Origin of the sequence: Edwardsiella piscicida (genome assembly GCF_021733145.1) — a bacterium.
GTDB lineage: Bacteria > Pseudomonadota > Gammaproteobacteria > Enterobacterales > Enterobacteriaceae > Edwardsiella > Edwardsiella piscicida.
Genome location: NZ_CP090968.1, coordinates 677,619 through 700,419 on the forward strand (window position 1 = coordinate 677,619; position 22,801 = coordinate 700,419).

Consider the following 22,801-nt stretch of genomic DNA (forward strand, 5'->3'; position numbering starts at 1 on the left):
TGCGGTGGCCGTCGCCGGTCTGCGACGGGCGGCGTTGCCATACTAGTCGCTGCCGATAAAACCGCCGGTCTGGTGAGCCCACAGCCGGGCATAGATGCCGTTTTGCCGCAGCAGCTCCCGATGGCTGCCCTGAGCGACTATCCGCCCGTGGTCCATGACGATAAGGCGATCCATGGCGGCGATAGTCGAGAGGCGGTGCGCGATGGCGATCACCGTTTTTCCGGCCATCATCTGCGCCAGATTGTCCTGAATGGCGGCCTCGGCTTCGGAGTCGAGCGCGGAGGTCGCCTCGTCCATGATGAGAATGGGCGCATCCTTGAGCAAGACCCGGGCGATGGCGATACGCTGGCGCTGTCCACCGGACAGCTTGACCCCGCGCTCGCCGACCTGGGTGTCATAACCGCGCTGGCCCGTATCGTCAGCCAGTTGGCAAATAAAGTCATGCGCCTCCGCCCGCCGGCAGGCCGCGATCATCTCCGCCTCGCTGGCCTGCGGATTGCCATACAGCAGGTTTTCGCGGATTGAGCGGTGCAGCAGGGCGGTATCCTGGGTGATCATGCCTATCTGTCGGCGCAAAGAGGTCTGCGTAACCTCTGCGATGTTCTGGGCATCAAGGGTAATGCTGCCCGATTGCAGGTCATAAAAGCGCAACAGCAGATGCATCAAACTGGACTTTCCGGCTCCGGAGCGGCCGACAATGGCGACCTTTTCACCGGGGCGGATGTGCAGATCCAGCCTATCGAACAGCGTCCGTCCGCCGGGGTAACCAAAGCCGACGGCGTTAAAACGAATCTCGCCGCGCGTCAGGCGCAGCGGTACAGCCCCCGGTTTATCGGCGACGTCGATGTCGTTGGCGACGGTATGGATGCTGTCGATGACCTGCCCGATGCTTTCAAACAGCGCGCGCACCTCCCACATAATCCACTTGGACATGCCCTGTAGACGCAGGGCAAGACTGATGCCGACGGCGATGACGCCGACGCTGACCGCCTGCTGCTGCCACAGGGCGATAGACAGCGCCGCCAGGGAGAACAGCAGCAGATAGTTGATGATATCCACGCTGAACAGCAGCCCGGTCAGGGTACGCATCTGACGGTATACCGTGGCCAGATAGCGCTGCATGGCGTGTCGGGCATAGTCGCTTTCGCGCTGGTCATGGGAAAACAGTTTGACGGTGGTGATGTGGGTATAGGTGTCCACGATAGTGCCGCTCATCACGGACTGCGCGTTGGCCTGCTCGCTGGCGATACGCCGCAGACGCGGCAGGAGACGGATCTGAATCAGGATATAGGTCGCCAGCCACAGCAGTAAGGGGATCAGCAGCAGCGTATCGACGCTGGCGATCATGACCAGCACCGAGATCAGATACACCAGAATATAGATCAGCAGGTCGACCATTTTCATGACCACTTCGCGCACCGATTGGGCGCTTTGCATCACTTTTGTCGCCACTCGCCCGGCGAAATCACGCTGAAAAAATGCGATGCTCTGGCCGAGGAGATAGCGGTGTACCTGCCAACGGACGGCCATGGGGTAGTTTCCCAGAATACTTTGGTGCAGCAGGTTCGAATGCAGCCAGGCCAGTAAGGGCATGACCGCCAGCACCAGAATCGCCATGCCGATCAGGCTGGGGCGTTGATCGGTCCAGAACGTGGCGCGTTCGGCGTGACTAAGCAGGTCGACCAGCTCGCCCAGGTAGCGTAACAGCATGACTTCGCAGACGGCGACGGCCGCGCTGAGCAGCGCCATGGCGCCGAGCGGACGTTCAAAACCGCGGGTGTAGTGGCGACAGAAGCCGAACAGCGTCGCCGGCGGCTTTTGGGGATCCGGTGACGGAAACGGCTCCGTCAGTCGTTCGAACCAATGAAACATGGATAAACCCTGGATGGCACGCAGAGTTGCCAAGTGGAAAAGGTGAATATAGAATGCAAATGATAATAAAAATGGTTATCAATTGGTATCAATTCATCACAAGGGAATGCCATGTTTTCGCTAACCAACCTAGAGGTTGTGCGCGGGGGACGCGAGGTCCTGGCTATCGAACATTTGACGATCCCAACGGATCGTCTGACGGTGATTCTGGGACATAACGGGTCCGGTAAATCGACGCTGGTCAGCCTGCTGGCCGGTCAGCTGCGCCCCGACGGCGGCCAGATCGCTCTGGATGGGCAGGCGCTGTCATCCCTCTCCGCCGGCGCACTGGCGCGGCGGGTGGCATTTTTACCGCAGAAGCTGCCCGCCAGCGCCGGGCTGACCGTGAGAGAGCTGGTGCGCCTGGGCCGCTTTCCCTGGCGTGGCATGCTGGGACGCTGGCGCCGGGAAGATCGGCAGCTCATTGACGCGGCGATGGCTGAGACTGGGGTGGCCCCCTTTGCCGATACGCTGGTGGATACGCTGTCCGGCGGGGAACGCCAGCGGGCGTGGGTCGCCATGCTGTTGGCGCAGGCCTCCCCGTTGCTGATCCTCGATGAGCCGACCTCGGCGCTGGATATCCAGCACCAGTACCAACTCATGGCGCTGCTATCGGCGCTGCCGCGCGGCGTCTTGGTCATTCTGCACGACCTGAATCTGGCGCTGCGCTATGCCGATCACGTGATCGCCCTGAAGCAGGGGCGCGTGGCCTTTGCTGGCTCGGCGGCGGCGTTGGCCGACGAGCAGCGACTGTCCGATCTGTACCAAACCCCGATCCGCCTGACGGATCACCCGCATCCTACCCCCGGGGCGCCGCCTCATAAAGTTGCTATCATATGTGCTTGATGTTTAATTTTATTTTTAGATTTTTTGCGCCATTGGCGCTGCTGATCTCCCTGTTCTCGTTCAGCGCGCAAGCGCTGACGGTCAGCGACAGCCGCGGTACTCATCAGCTACCGGCCGTGCCGACGCGGGCCGTGGTGCTGGACTGGGATCTGCTGGAGCAGACCATCGAGCTGGGGGTGACGCCGCTGGCCGCCACCGATCTGGACAGCTACCGCGAATGGGTGGCACAGCCGCTGATCCCGGCGCAGACGCAGAGCGTCGGCAGCCGAGAAGAGCCGAATCTGGAGCGCATCGCGGCGCTGAAACCCGATGTGATCCTCGCGAGCGAAATGCAGCAGGCGCTGCTGCCGCGCCTGACGCAGATTGCACCGGTGCTGTACTACACCAATTTTTCCGCCGCGGACGATCACGCCGCGGTGGCGATAATGCAGTTCCGCCAGCTGGCGCAGGTGTTTGGTCGTGAGGCGATTGCGGAACAGAAGCTGGCCGCGATGCAGGCTCGCTTTCAGCATTTATCACGGGCGCTGCGCGAGGCGTTTCATGGCCAGCTCCCCGCCGTCACGGTGATGCGCTTTGCCAGCACGACCTCAACCTACCTGTACACCTCCAACGCTATGCCGGTCTATGTCCTGCGCCAGCTGGGGATCACGCCCGCTCTGGCGCCGCCGCCGGCGCGCTGGGGGATTGTCCAGCAGCCGATCGCTGGGCTACAGCGGGTCGGTCAAGGCTACGTGCTTTACTTTCTGCCTTTTCATGACGCTGCGCGCCTGGACGCGACGCGACTATGGCAGGCGATGCCGTTTGTTCGCGGGCAGCGGGTGAGCGCCGTCCGTCCGGTCTGGAGCTATGGCGGCGCGATGTCATTACAGTATGCCGCAGAGGCGATGGCGGAAAGCCTGATGGCGCTGGCGGCGCAGAAATGAGCGGCGGAGTAAGGCTGGCGGCGCCGCTGCTGCTGCTGGCGCTGGCCGTGGCATCGCTGCAGTGGGCGCAGCCGCTGACGCTGCTACAGCAATGGCAGCTTCTGCTGGCCCCGCAGCAGGCGCAGAGCCTTGACGACATTCTGTGGCTGTATTCGCAGCTACCGCGTCTGGCGATCACGCTGTTGGTGGGGGCTACGCTGGGTCTGGCCGGCAGCGTGATGCAGCAGCTGACCCAGAATGAGCTGATGTCGCCGCTGACGATGGGCACCTCGTCGGGAGCATGGCTGGCATTGGTCCTGTTGGCGGCATTCTGGCCTGCGCAGCAGGCGCAGTGGGGGGCCCTTGCTGCGATGGGGGGGGCTTTGCTGGCCTTTGCCCTGATTGTGCTGATCGTTGGACTGGACAACATGACCGGCCTGCCGATGGTCATCGCCGGCATGGTGATTAACATTTTGCTCGGTGCGCTGGCGTCGGCGGTGCTGCTGCTACAGCACCCCTATGCGCAGAACATTTTCCTCTGGGGCAGCGGCGAATTGGCGCAAAGCGACTGGGGGTGGGTGCGCTGGTTATTACCCCGTTTGGCGCCGGCTCTCCTGTTGCTACTGTTCGCCCCGCGGGTGCTACAGCTGCTGCGCCTGGGGCACCAGGGGGCGCAGGCGCGCGGCGTGGCGGTGGTTCCGCTCTTTTTTGCGTTGATGCTGTTGACCATCTGGCTGGTCTCTGCGGCGGTGACGGCCGTCGGGCTGATCGGTTTTATCGGCCTGCTGACGCCCAACATCGTGCGGGCGCTGGGGGTGCGGACGCCGCGGGGCGAGCTGTATGCCAGTCTGCTGGGCGGAGCGCTGCTGTTACTGCTGACCGATGCGCTGGCGCAGGGGGCGTCGCTGTGGCTGGGGCAGCTCTTGCCGACCGGCGTGGTGGCCGCCGCTATCGGTGCTCCGGCGCTGATCCTGTTCAGCCGGCGTCGCCTGAGCGCGCCGGATGGCCTGGGGGCACCGCTGATATCGGCCCGCGGACGGGTTTCAAGGTGGGTCAGCGCGGCGTTGGCGGCGCTTTTTGCGTTGGCGTTGCTCGGCTATCTGACCTACCAGCCGGAGGCGGCGGGCTGGCCCTTTGCCTGGCCACAGGCGTATCAGTGGGCGCTGCGCTGGCCGCGGGCGCTGGCGGCGTTGAGCTGTGGCGTGGCGCTGGCGCTGGCGGGCGTTCTGTTACAGCGTCTGATTTATAACCCGTTGGCCAGCCCCGATCTGCTGGGCGTCTCTTCCGGCGCCACGCTGACGCTGGTTTTGGCGATGCTGTGGTGTGGCCAGACGCTAACGGCCTTGTTGCAGTGGGGCGTCGGCCTGGCGGGCAGTCTGGCGGTACTGGCGGCATTGATGGCGCTGGGGCGTCGCCAGCGTTACGCCCCGGCCAGCGTGATCCTGACCGGTATCGCGATGACGGCGCTGCTGCAGGCGCTGGTGCAGTTTTGCCTGGCGCAGGGGAGCCAGGACAGCTACCGTATTTTGCAGTGGCTGGCGGGCTCTACCTACCGGGTGACGGCCGCGCAGGCGCTGCTGCTCTCTGCGCTGACGGCGCTGCTGCTGCTGTTGGCGCTGTCTGTCGCGCGCGCCCTGACGCTGCTTTCCATCGGTCGCGCCTTTTCCCAGGCCCGTGGATTGAACAGCGCGAGGGCCGCGGCGCTGCTGTTGGTGCTGGTGGCGCTGCTGTGCGCCATTGCGACGGCGGCGATTGGCCCGGTGGCCTTTGTCGGCCTGATGGCGCCGCACCTGGCACAGATGCTGGGCGCGCGGACGGCCAAGGCGCAGATGGGGCTGGCCGCGTTGCTGGGGGCTGCGACGCTGCTGTGGGCAGACTGGCTGGGGCAGGCCTTACTGTACCCCCGTGCGATGGCGGCCGGGACGCTGGTTGCCATCATCGGGGCCGCCTATTTCCTGCTGCTGCTGATCGTTGGGCGCCTGACGCGACGCCGTCTTCAGCGCGTCGCGTAGCGGTACGATCCGCGGCGCGGAGCCACGCAGCGCGTACGGCGTTTTGGGTTGTTTTTGCGTAATTATTATAAAAATCATTTTTATTTTTGTTTTATTTATATAAGGGAAATTATGTCATCACTGCGTTTATCCCGCATGGGCGTGGGGCTGTTTGGCGCAATCTCGGTAGGCTGCACGTCTGTTGCGATGGCGGAGGAGAGCGCTCGCCCGGCGGATGAGATCACGGTCAGCGGCTCGCAGGTCGCGCTGGGCGACAGCTATGAGGGCGGTCAGGTCGCGCGCACCGGGCGGCTGGGCATGCTGGGCAACAGTGACTTTATGGATGCCCCCTTTACCCTGACCAGCTACACCTCGGCGCTGATTGAGCAGCAGCAGGCGGCCAGCGTGGCCGATGTGTTGCAAAACGATTCCACCGTGCGGGTGGCCAAGGGATTCGGCAACTTCCAAGAGCTGTATATGATCCGCGGTTTTCCGGTGTACTCCGATGATATGACCCTAAACGGGGTCTACGGAATTTTACCGCGTCAGTTTGTCGCCGCCGAAATGCTGGAGCGGGTTGAAGTGCTGCGCGGTGCCAACACCTTCCTGAACGGCGCGGCGCCCGGCGGCAGCGCCGTCGGGGGGATGGTGAATCTGGTGCCGAAGCGGGCAGGGCATGCGCCGCTGACGCGGGTCACCGGCGGTGTGCAGGGCGATGGTCAGGGCTACGCGGCGTTGGATGTGGCCCGACGCTTTGGTGACGATGAGGCCAACGGTATTCGGGTTAATCTGGTCGGCCGGGACGGCAAGAGCGCGGTTGCTCGCGAGAAACAGCGCCTCGGTGCGCTCTCCGTCGGTTTCGACCACCGCCGTGACCGGCTGCAGCTGTCGGCGGATATCGGTTATCAGGATCACCATATCGATGCGCCGCGCCCCAGCGTCACGCCGGGGGGGCCGACGCTGCCCGCGGCGCCGTCGGCCAATAAAAACTATGCCCAGGACTGGACATATACCGATGAGAAGCAGCTGTTTGGCGTCGTGCGCGGTGAGTATTTACTGAATGACAGCACCCGTGTCTGGCTGGGGGCGGGGGCGCGACAGGGTAAAGAGCATAACCTGTTGGCTAATCCCACGGCCGATGGCGATGGGGTGCTCTCGGCCTACCTGTTCGAAAACGTCAGGCAGGATAACGTATTGTCTGCCGATGTCGGCGTACGTCACGATCTGACCACCGGCCGCGTCAACCATACGCTGGTGCTCTCCGCGGCGGCGTATCAGCTGCGCTCCAAGAATGGGTGGGCCATGTCGCCTACGTTCAGCGGCTTCGGGACGCTGAATGACATGAGTTCGGTGGCTCGCCCGGAGGCCAGTTTCTTCGGTGGGTCGCTCAGCGATGCGCGGGAGACGGAGCGTAACAGCAGCCACAGCGTGGCGCTGGCCGATACCCTGGGCCTGCTGGAGGATAAGATCAAGCTGACGCTCGGCGGCCGCTGGCAGCGTCTGGAAACCCGCTCTTATGACTATGATAGCGGCGCCCTCAGCGGTCGCTATGGGAAAAACGCGCTGACACCGTTCGTCGGTGCGCTGTATCAGCCATCGCTGGACGTGGCGCTGTTCGCCAACTACGCCGAGGCGCTGCTGCCCAGCGGGGTGGCGCCGGCAACCAGCAATGGCGTAACGGTAAGCAATGCCGGCCAGGTCTTTGCGCCGTTCCGCGCCCGGCAGATCGAGGCGGGGGCCAAATATGACAATGGCACGTTGGGGGCATCGGTCAGCCTGTTCCAGATTACCCGCCCAGAGTTTCGCCTGGACGGTACCACCTATACCGATAACGGCGAGCAGCGTAACCGCGGGATTGAGCTGACGCTGTTTGGTAAACCCCATGAGCGCGTCACGATGCTAGGGGGGGTAACGCTGCTGGATGCCCGGCAGCAAAAGAGCTCGCTCGGCGGTCAGGATGGGAAGCGGGCGATTGGCGTGCCGGCCGTTCAGGCAAACCTGAATCTGGGCTGGGAGACGCCGTTTATCGACGGACTGGCGCTGGAGGGGCGCGCGGTCTATACCGCCTCTCAGTATGCGGATGCCGCCAATACCCTGTCTATTCCGGCGTGGGTACGGGTCGATCTGGGGGCGCGCTATGCGCTGAAGCTCGACGGTCATGACGTGACGCTGCGCGCGCGGGTAGAGAACCTGAGCGATAAGCGCTACTGGTCATCCGTCGGCGGTTATCCGGGCAGTAACTATCTGGTGCAGGGCAACCCGCGCACCTTCATCCTTTCTGCCAGCTACGACTTCTAACCTAACGGCGGCCGGGTGATACCCGCGCCGCCGCGGTCGTTAACGCAGAAACGCGGGCCGACGCGCTTCGTAGTCGGCGATGGCCGATGCCTGCCGCAGCGTCAGGCCGATGCCGTCCAGACCGTGGATCAGGCAATGGCGGCGGAACGGGTCCAGCGTAAAGGTATAGCACGCGTCGCCCGCCTGCAGCGTTTGCTGCTCCACGTCCACGTTAAACGCGATGCCGGGCGATGCGCCGACCAGGGCAAACAGCGTCGCTATCTGCGCCTCGTCGAGGATGATGGGCAGCAGCTGGCTGTTAAACGCATTACCGTAAAAGATATCGGCAAAGCTGGGGGCGATAACCACGCGAAACCCGTAGTCGGTCAGCGCCCAGGGCGCGTGCTCGCGCGATGATCCGCAGCCAAAGTTTTCCCGCGCCAGCAGAATACTGCCCTGCTGAAACGGGGGCTGATTCAGCACGAACGCCGGGTTGGGCTGCTCCCCCGCCGCGTCCAGAAAGCGCCAGTCGTGAAACAGGTGGCGTCCAAAGCCACTGCGGGTCACCTTCTGCAGAAACTGCTTGGGAATAATGGCATCGGTATCCACGTTGGCGGCGTCCAGCGGGACGACGATGCCGGTATGGCGGGTGAACTCAGTCATGGTCATGCTCCTGAAGCTGGCGAATATCGGCAAAGTGGCCGCAGACGGCGGCGGCGGCGGCCATGGCCGGGCTGACCAGATGAGTCCGCCCGCCGCGCCCCTGGCGCCCTTCAAAATTGCGGTTGCTGGTTGAGGCGCAGCGTTCACCGCTGCCCAGGCGGTCATTGTTCATCGCCAGGCACATGGAACAGCCCGGCAGGCGCCATTCAAAACCGGCCTCGGTAAAGATTTTGTCCAGCCCTTCGGCCTCGGCCTGCGCCTTGACGGGCCCAGAGCCGGGGACCACCATGGCCTGCACGCCCGGCGCGACCCGGCGTCCGCGGGCGATGGCGGCGGCGGCCCGCAGATCTTCAATGCGGGAGTTGGTACAGGAGCCGATAAAGACCCGATCGATGGCGACGTCGCTCATGCGCGTCCCCGGCTGCAGATCCATATAGGCCAGCGCTTTGTGGGCCGAGGCGCGGGCGATGGGGTCGGCCAGCGACGCCGGCGAGGGAATGGGCGTATCGATGGCGATGACCTGGCCGGGATTGGTTCCCCAGGTGACCTGGGGGGCAATGTCATCGGCCTGCAGGGTCACGACGCGATCGTACTGCGCATCCGCATCAGAGCGCAGGGTGCGCCAATGGTCGACGGCCTGCTGCCACAGTGCGCCCTGCGGGGCAAACGGCCTCCCCTGAAGGTAGGCAAAGGTCGTGTCGTCCGGTGCGACAAGGCCGGCCTTGGCGCCCAGTTCGATAGCCATATTGCACAGCGTCATGCGTCCCTCCATCGACAGGGCCTGCACCGCCGGGCCGCAAAACTCCACCACATATCCGGTGCCGCCGGCGTGGCCGAGGTGCCCGATGACCGCCAGCACGATGTCCTTGGCGCTGATCCCCGCGGCGCATCTCCCCTGGATGGCTATCTGCATCGTACGGGCGCGATCCTGCTTCAGGGTCTGGGTTGCCAGCACATGCTCCACCTCGGAGGTGCCGATGCCGAAGGCCAGCGCGCCGAAGGCGCCGTGGGTGGAGGTATGGGAGTCGCCGCAGACGATGGTGGTTCCCGGCAGGGTCATGCCTTGCTCTGGGCCGATGACGTGGACTATCCCTTGGTGAGGATGGTGCAGATCGTACAGCTGGACGCCGAACTCACGGCAGTTAGCCATCAGGGTTTCCATCTGAATTTGGGCCATCTCGCCGCAGGCGCGGATGTCGCGGCTCTGGGTGGAGACATTATGATCCATGGTGGCAAAGGTATGCTCCGGCCGGCGCACCCGACGCCCCTGGGCGCGCAGCCCGTCGAAGGCCTGCGGTGAGGTGACCTCATGCACCAGGTGGCGATCGATATACAGCAGCGGGGTCTCGCCGGGCGTCTGATGGACGATATGGGCGTCATACAGCTTTTGGTACAGTGTCTTGCCCATGCTTAGGCCTCCTGTGTAATCAGTCGGGCGATGGCATCACCCATTTCGTCGGTGGAGACCGCCTGCGCGTCGGCGGCCAAATCCGCGGTCTTAACGCCTTGGGTCAGCGCCTGGTTGACGGCGCGCTCAATCGCCGCGGCGGCCGCCTCGGCGGACAGGCTGTGGCGCAGCAGCAGCGCCAGCGACAGGATCTGGGCTATCGGGTTGGCCAGATTCTGCCCAGCGATGTCCGGCGCGGAGCCGCCCGCCGGTTCATACAGGCCAAAGCCGTGTTCATTCAGGCTGGCGGAGGGCAGCATCCCCATGGAGCCGGTCAGCATGGCGCACTCGTCGGAGAGAATATCGCCGAAGAGGTTGCTGCACAGCAGCACATCAAACTGCGCCGGATCCTTGATCAGCTGCATGGTGGCGTTGTCGATATACATATGGTTCAGCGCCACCTGGGGGTAGTCTTGCGCTATTTCGTTGACCACCTCGCGCCACAGCAGCGAACTTTGCAATACGTTGGCCTTGTCGATGGAGGTCACCCGCGCGCGGCGAGAGGCTGCCGCCTCGAAGGCCAGGCGGGCAATGCGCTCGATCTCAAAGCGGTAGTAGACTTCGGTGTCGAAGGCGCGCTGATGCATGCCCTGTCCCTCGCGTCCTTTGGGCTGGCCGAAGTAGATGCCGCCGGTCAGTTCGCGAACGCACAGAATGTCGAAGCCGCGGGCGGCGATATCGGCGCGCAGTGGGCACAGGGACTCCAGCCCCGGGTAGAGGCGCGCCGGCCGCAGGTTGCTGAACAGCTTAAAGTGTTTACGCAGCGGCAGCAGGGCACCCCGCTCCGGTTGGCTGGCCGGCGGCAGGTGCTCCCAGCGCGGCCCGCCGACGGAGCCGAACAGAATCGCGTCGGCCTGCTCGCAGCCGCGCAGGGTCGCCTCCGGCAGCGGGGTGCCGTGGCGATCGATGGCGATGCCGCCGATGTCGTATTCGCTGGTGGTGATACGCAGCCCAAAGCGGCTGCGAACGGCGTCCATGACCTTATTGGCCTGCGCCATGATTTCCGGGCCGATGCCGTCGCCGGGCAGTACGGCAATGTGATGGGAATGGCTCATCGTAACAGGGCTTCCTTAATGGGTAGACGAAGTTGAGATTGACGGGGCGGGCGAGTGCAGCCGCTGGCGCTCCTGCTCGACCTGACGGGCGCGCCAGATATGGTTCAGCACATGGATCAGCGCCTGGGCGGAGGATTCGACGATATCGGTCGTCAGCCCGACGCCGTGAAAACGCCGGCCCTGGTGCTCGGCGACGATATCCACCTGACCCAGGGCATCGCGCCCCTGGCCTTTGGCCGACAGCTGATACTTCACGATATCGACCGAAATGTCGGTGATGCGGTTGATGGCCTGATAGACCGCGTCGACCGGGCCGTTGCCGGTCGCAGCCTCGGCGCGGGTTTCAGCCCCGCAGATCAGCCGCACGGAGGCGGTGGCCATGACGCTGCTGCCGGACTGCACGCTGAAGTACTCCAGACGGAAATGGTCCGCCTCTTCCTGCTGGCGATCGATAAAGGCCAGCGCCTCCAGGTCGTAGTCAAACACCTGACCTTTTTTATCTGCCAGGCGTAAAAAGGCCTGGTACAGACGCTCCAGATCAAAGTCGTTGCCCTCGCGGTAGCCCATCTCCTCCATGCGGTGTTTCACCGCGGCGCGCCCGGAGCGGGAGGTCAGGTTCAGCTGGGTCTGCGGCAGGCCGATGGACTCCGGCGTCATGATTTCGTAGTTTTCGCGGTTTTTCAGCACGCCATCCTGGTGAATCCCCGACGAGTGGGCAAAGGCATTGGCGCCGACCACCGCCTTATTGGCCGGTATCGGCATATTGCACAGCTGGCTGACCAACTGGCTGGTGCGGTAGATCTCCTGGTGGCGAATGCCGGTGTGCACCTGCAGCAGATCCTGCCGGGTACGGATTGCCATGATCACCTCCTCCAGCGCACAGTTACCGGCGCGTTCGCCGATGCCGTTCAGGGTTCCCTCCACCTGACGGGCGCCAGCCTGGACGGCGCTGATTGAGTTGGCGCAGGCCATGCCCAGGTCATCGTGGCAGTGTACGGAGATAACGGCCTGGTCGATATTGGGTACCCGCTCAAACAGGGTGTGGATAATGCCGCCGAACTGATAAGGGGTGGTATAGCCCACCGTATCCGGGATGTTGACGGTCTTGGCGCCGGCGTCGATGGCGGCTTCGACGATGCGACACAGATTATCGATGGGGGTGCGCCCGGCGTCCTCGCAGGAGAACTCGACGTCGTCGGTATAGCGACGGGCGCGCAGAATCGCGTGCCGGGCCATCGCGATAGCGTCATCGAATGAGCGGCGCAGCTTGGACTCCAGATGCAGCGTAGAGGTGGCCAGAAAGGTGTGAATGCGGAAGGCGTCGGCCGCGCGCAGCGCCTCGGCCGCGGCGTCGATATCGGCATCGACACAGCGGGCCAGTGCACACACTCGGCTCTGTTTCACCCGTTGGGCGATGGCGCGCACCGAGGCGAAGTCGCCGGGGGAGGAGATAGGGAATCCCACCTCCATTACATCGACGCCCATGCGCTCCAGCGCCAGGGCGATCTGCAGTTTTTCCTTCACGCTCAGGCTGGCCTGCAGGGCCTGCTCCCCGTCGCGCAGCGTCGTATCGAAAATAATTACCTGTTGGCTCATCGTTCCGTTCCTCGGCGTCGTTCCCTGTGTGATGCGCTGCGCGGTATTTTGCTAAAAAAAAGCCCGCGCTATTGCGCGGGCTTGTGGAGTCTGTGGGTGAATTCTAGCGGTAACCTCCGCCCACACGCCATCCGCGCAGTGCCTCTGCGAGAATAATAAGTAGTAGGTTCTGGCGCATGAACATCATGGAAGTATCCGTCATATAATCACCGTTGGTTATAAAGTGATACTGGATAGCCTTTAGCTTGTCAACAGGTAATGACGCGCGGTGTGGTAATACCCGTCGCCGCAATTTGGAAGTATATATTGAATAATGTGTCAAAGTTGGAATTATCCATCGCCATATGCAATTGTGTACTCATAAAGGGGTATGCATTGATGAGAATATTTAAAAATAATGGAAGCATATCATCTTATTGCCCTTAATTATTTAATTAAACTTCTTTAAAAATTAAGTACAGCTACATTATTAACCTGTAAAATATTTTTATTATGAGGCATTATGGCTATTTCTTTTATGTTACAAGTTTATATTTATAAATTCATATAATGAAGTTTTACTTTTGATGATTTCAGAGAATGTATTTACCGACTGTCAACGCTGACAGGATCAGGCTAAACACGCAGGGAGGTTATAATGACAGAGCGGCATGAACATCCGATGATACCGGCGGAGCCCCAAAGCAGCGCGGAAAATAGCCTGCGTAACGTCGATCTTAACCTGCTGACGGTCTTTGATGCCGTCATGCAGGTGCAGAGTATTACCCGCGCGGCGCGTTCGCTGAATATGACGCAGCCGGCGGTGAGCAATGCGGTGGCGCGTTTAAAGCTGATGTTTAACGACGAGCTGTTTATGCGCTATGGGCGCGGTATTCGCCCGACCAATCGCGCCTATCAGCTGTTTGGGCCGGTACGCCAGGCGCTGCAGATTGTGCGCAATGAGCTGCCCGGCGCCCGCTTTAAACCGGAAAGCAGCGAGCGCGTGTTTAATATTGCGATTACCAGCCCGCTGGATATATTGCTGACGGCGAAGCTGCTGCAGCGGATAAAGTCGTATGCGCTGCATGTTCAGGTGAGCTTCGACTCGCTGGTCAATGAACAGATAACGCGGAAATTGCGCTATCAGGAGAGCGATTTTCTCATCGACTATCAAGATCTCAGCGGCGATGAGTTTTGTTGCGAAGCGCTGTTTGACGATGAGTTTGTTCTGGCGGTCGCGGGACAGCATCCGCGTATCGGCGAGACGTGTTCACTGCGCGGACTATTGCTGGAGTCCCATGCGGTGGTCAGTATTAATCAGTTCTCCAGCGTCAGCCGCTTTTTTTATTCCCACTCGGATCTGATCCGCCAAATAGCCTATCAGGGAACGGACTTAAGCAGCGTATTAAGCATGGTGTCGAAAACCGAGATGGTCGCCATCGCGCCGCGCTGGATGGTGGAGCAATATGCCGACTACCTGCAGCTGCGAGCCGTGACGCTGCTGGATCTGGAGAGTCAGCGTACCTGTTTTTTCAACTGGCATCGGGCTTCTGAGCGCGATAGCGCCCACGTATGGCTACGTAAGCTGCTGAGCGAGTTTGCCCAGCAGGGGCGTTAAGGCGAGGCGGCAGCTATCGCTGCCGTTTTCTGATTATGCAGTGGATTATTTCATCCGCTTGGCGGCCTGCTCATCGGGGTGGCGAACGAGAATATCGCGAAAATCTACGGTAGCGCACACTTTTACCCTCAATAACGGTTGATTCATGCACAGGAAACGGTAGACTGCGCGCGAAAATCAGTGCACAGCTGTACGCTGAAAATGGGTGTACGGGTGGGCAAATGTCGCGGCAGATACCGCGTTCTTGCGATGAATGGACGAATGATCAAAGCGTTAGATAATTATCATCTGGTAGCTCGTATTCAGGGACAGATTGCCAATTCACCCAACCGCGTAGCGCTGCGCGACTGGTCGCCGACGGCGGACGTCGCTTACCGCTGGCGCGAAGTCGGGGAGCAGGTCTCCCGGCTGGCCTGCGCGCTGCTGGCGCTGGGCGTAGAGGTACAGGAGCGGGTGGCCATCTTTGCCCATAACTCGGTGGCCTGGTCGCTGGCCGATCTGGCGATCCTGCATCTGCGGGCGGTTACGGTGCCGGTCTATGCGACCAATACGGCGGCGCAGGCGGCCTATATTCTCAATGATGCCAGCGTTCGTATCCTGTTTGTCGACGGTCAGGCCCAGTATGACGCCGCGTTGGCTCTGCGCGAGTGCTGTCCGCAGCTGACCCGTATCATTGCGCTGTCGGATGGCATCGATCTGCGCGGCTGCGCGATCGCCTGTCATCTGCACGCGTTCGCGCCTGGCGGCGATAGCGCCAGCCTCGCACGGCTGGCGCAGCGTATCGACGCGGCCTCTCTCGACGATCTGTTTACGCTCATCTACACCTCTGGCACCACCGGTGAGCCGAAAGGGGTGATGCTGGACTACCGGAGTCTGGCCGCTCAGCTGTATCTGCACGATGCCCGTCTGAACGTCGGTGAGCAGGATGTCTCTCTGTGCTTCCTGCCGCTCTCTCATGTTTTTGAGCGCGCCTGGAGCTTTTATGTGATGCACAGCGGTGCGCAAAACGTCTATCTGCACGACACAAACCTGGTGCGAGAGGCGATGCAGGCGGTGCGTCCCACCATGATGTGTGCGGTTCCTCGCTTTTATGAAAAGATTTTCAGCGCGGTGCAGGCCAAGGTCGCCCAGGCACCGTGGCTGCGTCGTCAGCTGTTTCGCTGGGCGGTGTGGTGCGGCGAGCAGCGCTTTTTACGCGAACGCGCGGCGCGTCCCCAGGGGCGCTTGATGACGGCGATGCACCGTTTGGCCGATCGGCTGGTGCTGGCGAAGCTGCGCGCGATTTTAGGCGGTCGGGTGCGCTTTTTACCGGCGGCTGGTGCCAAGCTGGATGACCATGTGATCCTGTTTTTCCAGGCGCTGGGACTGAATATCAAGTATGGCTATGGCATGACGGAAACCTGCGCGACGGTCTCCTGCTGGGAAGAGCAGGACTTCCGCTTTGGGTCTATTGGCCGTCCGTTGCCCGGGGTCGAGGTGCGCATCGGTGAAGAGAATGAGATCCAGGTGCGCGGGCCTATCGTGATGCGCGGCTATTTCAATAAGCCGCAGGAGACGGCGCAGACCTTTACCGCCGACGGCTGGCTGAAGACCGGTGACGCCGGTGCGCTGGATGCGCAGGGCCACCTGTTTATTACCGAGCGGCTGAAGGATCTGATGAAGACCTCCAACGGCAAGTACATTGCCCCTCAGCTGGTGGAGGGGACGCTGGCGCGCGATCGCTTTATCGAGCAGGTGGCGGTGATTGCCGATGCGCGTAAGTTTGTTTCTGCGCTGATCGTTCCCTGCTTCGACTCGCTGGAGGAGTATGCGCGCTCTATCAACCTCAAGTATCACGATCGACTGGATCTGCTGCGCCATAGCCATATCGTTGCGCTGTTTGAGCAGCGTTTGATGGAGATGCAAAAGGAGCTGGCCAAGTTTGAGCAGGTCAAGCGGTTTACTCTGCTGCCGCAGGCGTTTTCGATGGAGCTGGGCGAGCTGACGCCGACGCTGAAGCTGCGCCGTAAGATTATCCTGAGCCGCTATCATCAGGAGATCGAGTCCATGTATCTGGATCGCTAGGGCCGACGTCGTCGCGCAGCGCCGTGGTTTCACGCACCGCGCTGCGCGCGCCTGATCCCGCGGGCGCCGCGCTCATGATTAACCTCTGAATTTTTCCTGCTTCCAATCATAAGCTGGCGATACTTAGGCCAGCTTTCAGTTTTTTATCCGCCGGATATTGTCAGCCGCAGTTTTCTCTCCACCGCAGCGCTTTTCTCTCCTCGCCGGCGGTTTGCTCCATAGGAAAAGTGACGTTAATGTAACCAGACGGCGGGACGATCTCCTGCCGTTCCGCGCGGCCCTGGCGCCGCCTTGGTTGAGCCACGTATGAGGGAGACAAAGGCTATGGAGATGTTATCAGGCGCAGAGATGGTGGTGCGATCGCTGATCGATCAGGGCGTCAAACACCTTTTTGGCTATCCGGGCGGTACCGTGCTGGATATTTATGACGCCCTGCATACGGTAGGGGGGATTGAGCACATTCTGGTTCGTCATGAGCAGGGGGCGGTGCACATGGCCGACGGCTATGCGCGGGCCACCGGGCAGGTGGGCGTCGTTCTGGTGACCTCCGGGCCGGGGGCGACCAACGCCATTACCGGTATCGCAACGGCCTATATGGACTCCGTCCCGCTGGTGGTGCTGTCGGGCCAGGTCCCCACCTCGCTGATTGGCAATGATGCCTTTCAGGAGTGCGACATGGTGGGGATCTCCCGTCCGGTGGTCAAGCACAGCTTCCTGGTGAAGCAGAGCGAAGAGATCCCCGCGGTGCTGAAGAAGGCATTTTATCTGGCCAGCAGCGGGCGTCCCGGCCCCGTGGTGGTCGATCTGCCCAAGGATATCCTTAACCCCGCGCAGAAATACCCCTACGCCTATCCGCAGCAGGTGAGCATGCGCTCTTATAATCCGACCTGTCAGGGGCACCGGGGGCAGATTAAACGTGGCCTGCAGGTGCTGCTGGCCGCCCGGCGCCCGGTGATCTATGCCGGGGGCGGGGTGATCGGCGCCGGCTGCCACGAGGCGCTGCGCGCGCTGGCGCAGCAGCTTAATCTGCCGGTGACCACCTCGCTGATGGGGCTGGGCGCCTTTCCGGCGTCACACCCGCAGAGCCTGGGGATGCTGGGGATGCACGGCACCTACGAAGCCAATCTGGCGATGCACCATGCCGATGTCATTTTTGCCGTCGGCGTCCGCTTTGACGATCGCACCACCAACAATCTGGCCAAGTACTGCCCCGATGCGACGGTGGTGCATATCGATATCGATCCCAGCTCGATCTCCAAGACCGTCACGGCGGATGTCCCCATCGTCGGCGACGCCGGCGACGTCTTGGGGGCGCTGCTCACCCTGCTGGCGCAGGGCGACTGTCGGCAGGATTTCGATAGCCTGCGCGACTGGTGGCAGCGTATTGAGGTCTGGCGCGATCGCCAGTGTCTGCGCTACGTCAGCGACGGTCAGCGGATCAAGCCACAGCAGGTGATTGAAACCCTGCACCGCCTGACGGCGGGCGAGGCCTATGTGGCCTCCGACGTCGGTCAGCATCAGATGTTCGCCGCGCTGTATTACGGCTTCGACCAACCGCGCCGCTGGATCAACTCCGGCGGGCTCGGCACCATGGGCTTTGGCTTGCCGGCGGCGCTCGGCGTACGCCTGGCGCTGCCGCAGGCCACGGTGCTGTGCATCACCGGCGACGGCAGCATTCAGATGAATATCCAGGAGCTGTCGACGGCGCTGCAGTACGATCTGCCCATCGTAGTGGTCAATCTGAACAACCGGTTTTTGGGCATGGTGAAGCAGTGGCAGGACATTATCTATGCCGGGCGTCACTCTCAGTCCTATATGCAGTCCCTGCCGGATTTTGTGCGGCTGGCCGAGGCGTACGGTCACGTCGGTATCGCGATTCGCAGCGTCGATGAACTGGAGACGAAGCTGCGCGAGGCGTTGAGCATCCGTGACCGGCTGGTGTTTGTCGACGTGACGGTAGATGAGACGGAGCACGTGTACCCGATGCAGATCCGCGGCGGGGCAATGAATGAAATGTGGCTGAGTAAAACCCAGAGGAGCTGATCATGCGGCGGATTTTATCGGTGTTACTGGAAAATGAATCCGGCGCGCTGTCGCGGGTCGTCGGGCTGTTTTCCCAGCGTGGTTACAATATTGAAAGTTTGACGGTGGCGCCGACGGAGGACGCCACGCTATCGCGGATGACGATCCAGACCAAGGGCGATGCCAAGGTGCTGGAGCAGATAGAGAAGCAGCTGCACAAGCTGGTGGATGTCCTACGCGTCAGCGAGCTGGTGCCGGGGGCGCATGTGGAGCGTGAGATCATGCTGGTCAAGCTGCGCGCCAGCGGCTACGGGCGGGAGGAGGTCAAGCGCAGCACCGACATTTTCCGTGGCCAGATCGTCGATGTGACGGCGTCGCTGTATACGGTGCAGCTGGCCGGTACCAGCGATAAGCTGGACGCCTTTTTGGCGGCGGTTCGCGAGGTTGCTGAAATTGTTGAAGTCGCCCGCTCGGGGGTGGTCGGCGTGGCCCGCGGCGATAAAATCATGCGCTGACCGACGTTGAGCATAGGCGGCGTGACCGCGCTGGGGCCTGGCTATGTGTCGGGCCTCTTATTTTTCCGTTTTTGCTGACGCCTTTCAGCTAAATCGGTTGCTCCATCGCCGTTTATGCGCTTAGATCGCACAATACAGCCTGGACAGCCAGGTCGACGCATTGGTTGTCACCGTAAGGCGATTGCCTGTAAGGGGGAGAATGTGAAACTGGATGAAATCGCGCGTCTTGCAGGTGTCTCGCGGACTACCGCCAGCTATGTGATCAACGGTAAAGCCAAGCAGTACCGCGTCAGCGATAAGACGGTTGAGAAAGTGATGGCCGTCGTGCGCGAGCACAACTACCATCCCAACGCGGTAGCCGCCGGGCTGCGCGCGGGGCGAACCCGCTCCATTGGCCTGGTGATCCCGGATCTGGAGAATACCAGCTATACCCGCATCGCTAACTATCTGGAGCGCCAGGCGCGCCAGCGCGGCTATCAGCTGCTGATCGCTTGTTCTGAGGATCAGCCGGACAACGAGATGCGCTGTATCGAGCATCTGCTGCAGCGTCAGGTCGATGCGATTATCGTGTCGACGGCACTGCCGCCGGAGCACCCTTTTTATCAGCGCTGGGCCAACGATCCGCTGCCGATTATCGCGCTGGATCGCGCGCTCGATCCGGAGCACTTTATCAGCGTGGTCGGCGCCGATATGGATGATGCCGAGATGCTGGCCGCCGAACTGCGGCGTTTTCCAGCCCAGTCGGTCCTGTATCTGGGGGCGCTGCCGGAGCTCTCCGTCAGCTTCCTGCGCGAGCAGGGATTCCGCAAGGCGTGGCAGGGTGACGAGCGCCCGGTGAACTATCTGTATACGAACAGCTATGAGCGAGAGGCGGCAGGGGCGGCGTTTAGTCAGTGGTTGCAGCATAATGAGATGCCGCAGGCGCTGTTTACCACCTCGTTCCCCCTGCTGCAGGGGGTGCTGGATGTCACGCTGAAAAAGCACGGCCACCTGCCGAGCGATCTGGCCATTGCGACCTTTGGCGATAACGAGCTGCTGGATTTCTTGGACTGTCCGGTATTGTCCGTCGGTCAGCGACATCGCGATATTGCCGAACGGGTGCTAGAGCTGGTATTGGCCAGCCTGGATGAGCCGAGAAAGCCGAAGCCGGGGTTAAGTCGGATGCGGCGAATTTTGCTGCAGCGCGGGCGTCTAAACCGTCAGTAAACAAGATAAAAAAACCGGGGAAACCCGGTTTTTTTATCTTTAGATACGTGGCGTAGCCTGGCTTGGCGTAAAGGATCAGGCATTGTTTTAACATTGCATTGGTAGTGAAAGTACCTGCTTTATATGTTGGTTGTGGTTTTTATTGCTGCATTTTTCGCCGATCATAGGCTATATCACTTGGCTTCTGCTATTCTATGGTGTTGAATTTGGCGGTAACTTAAGGCGATTTGCCCGGTATCCGCGCCTCTTAGCGCCAAGCGCCGCCGTGCGGATAACGAGGATTATCTTATTTTTCAGGATATTTCAGGAATAGTCTTAAAAAGTAGCACTCTTGCTCAAAAGTAGAGCTAATGCGTTTTTTAGGTAAATTCTGCTTTTAGTAAAACGGTGTAAGCCAAGACGAGGAATGTATCGCTAGCGAAGGCGATATCACGACGTTATGTTATTAATCAACGGAGAAAAAGAGGCCTGAAAAATTCAGCAAAATATTTGACCGAGAAAGCGATTATTATTCCGTATAAAGTAAGATAAAATGTACATCAATAAGATCGCCAAGCCATAATAAGAAATTAACATATTGAAATTTGTGAAAATTTTTAATTATCTTGCGCTGAGTTTTTAGTCAGATTGTTCTGCTGTTATAGCCGTTTACAGGTGATTTATTTGTGTTCGCGTTGGTTAAAATGAGAGCTGTATTGCAAAAAATGAGCAAAGTTTAACGTTTGGTTATGTCGGAGTTTTTTCTGTTATTTGGTATGACGGATTTAAATTTCCTCTAATTTATCATGGTGTTAATTTCCGTTTTTAGTGCTCGGAATTTTCTTGCCTATTTTGTTAAAACCCCGCGTTGATAAAAATATTGCCAAACCGCGCCCGCTCTGGCTTGACAAGGTTTTCCTCCCCTCCGTAAACTTCTTAGCGTGGGAATTTGTGGGATAAAGTGGTGATATGGGGCATCAGGGAGTCACTCCAGCATGTTTCGAGGCGCAACAACCATCAATCTCGACAGTAAGGGACGTCTGGCGGTACCTATCCGCTACCGGGACTTATTGATTGAGGAAGCGCAAGGTCACATGGTATGCACCATCGATCTCCATCACCCCTGTCTGCTGCTTTATCCTCTGTCACAGTGGGAAGTGATCGAACAGAAATTATCCCGTCTGTCGAGTATGAATCCTGCCGAGCGTCGGGTGCAGCGTCTGCTGCTGGGTCACGCCAGCGAATGTCAGATGGACGGCGCCGGACGCCTGCTGATTGCCGCAACGCTGCGGCAGCATGCGGGACTCCACAAACAAGTGATGCTGGTGGGCCAGTTCAATAAGTTTGAGCTGTGGGATGAAGAGACCTGGTATCAACAGGTCAGGGAAGATATTGAGGCTGAACAGTCCGCAACGGAGATCCTCTCCGAGCGCTTACAGGATTTGTCGTTATAGTCATGTCGGAAAATTTTCAACACAAAACCGTGTTGCTTGATGAGGCGGTAGCAGGCCTTAATCTGCGCAGTGACGGTATTTACATTGATGGCACCTTTGGTCGCGGTGGTCATTCCCGTCTCATTCTCTCCCAGCTGGGGGCGGAGGGACGCCTTATTGCCATCGATCGCGATCCGCAGGCCATCGCCGCCGCTGCGCAGATTGACGATCCGCGCTTCTCCATCGTTCACGGCCCGTTTTCAGCGCTGGCAGACTACGTGCAGGAGATGGGGCTGAGCGGCAGAATTGACGGCATACTGCTCGATCTGGGGGTCTCCTCGCCCCAGCTCGACGATCCCGAGCGGGGATTCTCCTTTATGCGCGATGGGCCGCTGGATATGCGGATGGATCCGTCGCGCGGCCTCTCCGCGGCACAGTGGCTGATGCAGGCGGAAGAAGAGGATATCGCCTGGGTGCTGAAGACCTTCGGTGAGGAGCGCTTCGCCAAGCGTATCGCCCGCGCCATCGTGGAGCGAAACCGCACGGAGCCGCTGACCCGTACCCGTGAGCTGGCGGCGCTGATTAGCGAAGCCAGCCCGTTTAAAGAGAAACATAAGCATCCGGCAACGCGCAGTTTTCAGGCCATTCGCATTTACATCAACAGCGAACTGGACGAGATTGAGCGGGCGCTGGAGGGCGCGCTGGTTGCGCTGGCGCCCCAGGGGCGCCTGTCGGTGATCAGCTTCCACTCACTGGAGGATCGCCTGGTTAAACGCTTTATGCGCCAGTACAGCCGTGGACCGCAGGTACCCAAAGGGCTGCCGCTGACAGAGGCGCAGCTGCAGGCGCAGGGCGGTCCGCAGCTGAAGGCGCTGGGGAAACGGATGCCGGGTGAGCGCGAAGTGGCCGATAACCCGCGGGCGCGTAGCTCGGTGCTGCGGGTGGCGGAAAGGATCTCGAGATGATTGGCAATGAGCGCCACTCGCTGATTTCCATCATCGGTGGCGATCTGCTGCGTCATGGTAAATTGCCGGTGCTGCTGTTTATCGCCGTGCTGCTCTCCGCGCTGTCGGTGGTGACGACGACCCATAAAACGCGCCTGCTGACCGCAGAGCGCGAACAGCTGGTTCTGGAGCGGGATGCGCTGGATATCGAGTGGCGCAACCTGATCCTAGAGGAGAATGCGCTGGGCGATCACAGCCGCGTTGAGCGCATCGCGACGGAAAAGCTACAGATGCAGCACGTGGATCCCTCTCAGGAAAATATTGTGGTCCAACAGTAAGATAACTGACCGATG

General features: G+C 60.6%; 17 protein-coding genes. 12 read left to right on the forward strand and 5 right to left on the reverse strand.

The genetic code is table 11. From position 1 onward, the window contains the following. Window positions 1-42 precede the first annotated feature (42 nt). Complete coding sequence (locus tag L1P05_RS03055; RefSeq protein ID WP_012847484.1) at window positions 43-1,872, reverse strand: ABC transporter ATP-binding protein; 1,830 nt, start codon at window positions 1,870-1,872, stop codon at window positions 43-45. A gap of 111 nt (window positions 1,873-1,983) precedes the next feature. Between L1P05_RS03055 and L1P05_RS03060 the strand changes: the two genes are divergently transcribed. The 4 genes from L1P05_RS03060 (at window position 1,984) to L1P05_RS03075 (ending at window position 7,948) form a co-directional block, all read left to right on the forward strand. Continuing rightward, window positions 1,984-2,757, forward strand: coding sequence for an ABC transporter ATP-binding protein (locus L1P05_RS03060; RefSeq protein ID WP_012847485.1), 774 nt, complete (start codon window positions 1,984-1,986; stop codon window positions 2,755-2,757). After that, window positions 2,757-3,680 carry an ABC transporter substrate-binding protein gene (locus L1P05_RS03065; protein ID WP_012847486.1) on the forward strand — a complete coding sequence of 308 codons (924 nt, stop codon included), beginning with the start codon at window positions 2,757-2,759 and terminating at the stop codon, window positions 3,678-3,680. Before L1P05_RS03060 ends, L1P05_RS03065 begins: the two co-directional genes overlap by 1 nt. Beyond that, entirely contained in the window at window positions 3,677-5,671 is a 1,995-nt protein-coding gene (fhuB, locus tag L1P05_RS03070) for a Fe(3+)-hydroxamate ABC transporter permease FhuB (RefSeq protein WP_012847487.1), read from the forward strand. Before L1P05_RS03065 ends, fhuB begins: the two co-directional genes overlap by 4 nt. A 111-nt stretch (window positions 5,672-5,782) precedes the next feature. Continuing rightward, the gene (locus tag L1P05_RS03075) at window positions 5,783-7,948 is read left to right on the forward strand and encodes a TonB-dependent receptor (protein ID WP_041692484.1); all 2,166 of its coding nucleotides are present in this window, start codon (window positions 5,783-5,785) and stop codon (window positions 7,946-7,948) included. A 39-nt stretch (window positions 7,949-7,987) separates the two neighbouring features. Here L1P05_RS03075 and leuD read toward each other — a convergent pair whose 3' ends face one another. The 4 genes from leuD to leuA are packed head-to-tail and all read right to left on the reverse strand — an operon-like array spanning window position 7,988 to window position 12,688. Continuing rightward, complete coding sequence (leuD, locus tag L1P05_RS03080; RefSeq protein WP_012847489.1) at window positions 7,988-8,590, reverse strand: 3-isopropylmalate dehydratase small subunit; 603 nt, start codon at window positions 8,588-8,590, stop codon at window positions 7,988-7,990. Continuing rightward, complete coding sequence (gene leuC / locus L1P05_RS03085; RefSeq protein WP_012847490.1) at window positions 8,583-9,998, reverse strand: 3-isopropylmalate dehydratase large subunit; 1,416 nt, start codon at window positions 9,996-9,998, stop codon at window positions 8,583-8,585. The genes leuD and leuC overlap by 8 nt, the downstream gene beginning before the upstream one ends. 2 nt (window positions 9,999-10,000) lie before the next feature. Beyond that, complete coding sequence (leuB, locus tag L1P05_RS03090; RefSeq protein ID WP_012847491.1) at window positions 10,001-11,092, reverse strand: 3-isopropylmalate dehydrogenase; 1,092 nt, start codon at window positions 11,090-11,092, stop codon at window positions 10,001-10,003. A gap of 15 nt (window positions 11,093-11,107) precedes the next feature. Continuing rightward, complete coding sequence (leuA, locus tag L1P05_RS03095) at window positions 11,108-12,688, reverse strand: 2-isopropylmalate synthase (protein ID WP_012847492.1); 1,581 nt, start codon at window positions 12,686-12,688, stop codon at window positions 11,108-11,110. A 637-nt stretch (window positions 12,689-13,325) separates the two neighbouring features. Between leuA and leuO the strand changes: the two genes are divergently transcribed. The 8 genes from leuO to ftsL all read left to right on the forward strand — a co-directional run bounded on the left by leuO (window position 13,326) and on the right by ftsL (window position 22,786). Then, window positions 13,326-14,285, forward strand: coding sequence for a transcriptional regulator LeuO (gene leuO / locus L1P05_RS03100; RefSeq protein ID WP_015683230.1), 960 nt, complete (start codon window positions 13,326-13,328; stop codon window positions 14,283-14,285). A gap of 261 nt (window positions 14,286-14,546) precedes the next feature. Then, window positions 14,547-16,349, forward strand: a complete 1,803-nt coding sequence (locus tag L1P05_RS03105; protein WP_012847495.1) for an AMP-dependent synthetase/ligase — start codon at window positions 14,547-14,549, stop codon at window positions 16,347-16,349. Between the two features lie 324 nt (window positions 16,350-16,673). Then, complete coding sequence (ilvI, locus tag L1P05_RS03110) at window positions 16,674-18,392, forward strand: acetolactate synthase 3 large subunit (protein ID WP_012847496.1); 1,719 nt, start codon at window positions 16,674-16,676, stop codon at window positions 18,390-18,392. 2 nt (window positions 18,393-18,394) lie between these two features. Then, entirely contained in the window at window positions 18,395-18,886 is a 492-nt protein-coding gene (gene ilvN / locus L1P05_RS03115; protein ID WP_012847497.1) for an acetolactate synthase small subunit, read from the forward strand. A gap of 201 nt (window positions 18,887-19,087) precedes the next feature. Then, window positions 19,088-20,092, forward strand: coding sequence for a catabolite repressor/activator (cra, locus tag L1P05_RS03120; RefSeq protein WP_012847498.1), 1,005 nt, complete (start codon window positions 19,088-19,090; stop codon window positions 20,090-20,092). 974 nt (window positions 20,093-21,066) lie between these two features. Next, window positions 21,067-21,525 carry a division/cell wall cluster transcriptional repressor MraZ gene (mraZ, locus tag L1P05_RS03125; RefSeq protein ID WP_015460947.1) on the forward strand — a complete coding sequence of 153 codons (459 nt, stop codon included), beginning with the start codon at window positions 21,067-21,069 and terminating at the stop codon, window positions 21,523-21,525. A gap of 2 nt (window positions 21,526-21,527) precedes the next feature. Continuing rightward, window positions 21,528-22,469, forward strand: a complete 942-nt coding sequence (gene rsmH / locus L1P05_RS03130) for a 16S rRNA (cytosine(1402)-N(4))-methyltransferase RsmH (RefSeq protein ID WP_012847500.1) — start codon at window positions 21,528-21,530, stop codon at window positions 22,467-22,469. After that, a complete protein-coding gene (gene ftsL / locus L1P05_RS03135) occupies window positions 22,466-22,786 on the forward strand; it encodes a cell division protein FtsL (RefSeq protein ID WP_012847501.1) in 321 nt (106 codons plus the stop codon). Before rsmH ends, ftsL begins: the two co-directional genes overlap by 4 nt. Window positions 22,787-22,801: the final 15 nt, after the last annotated feature.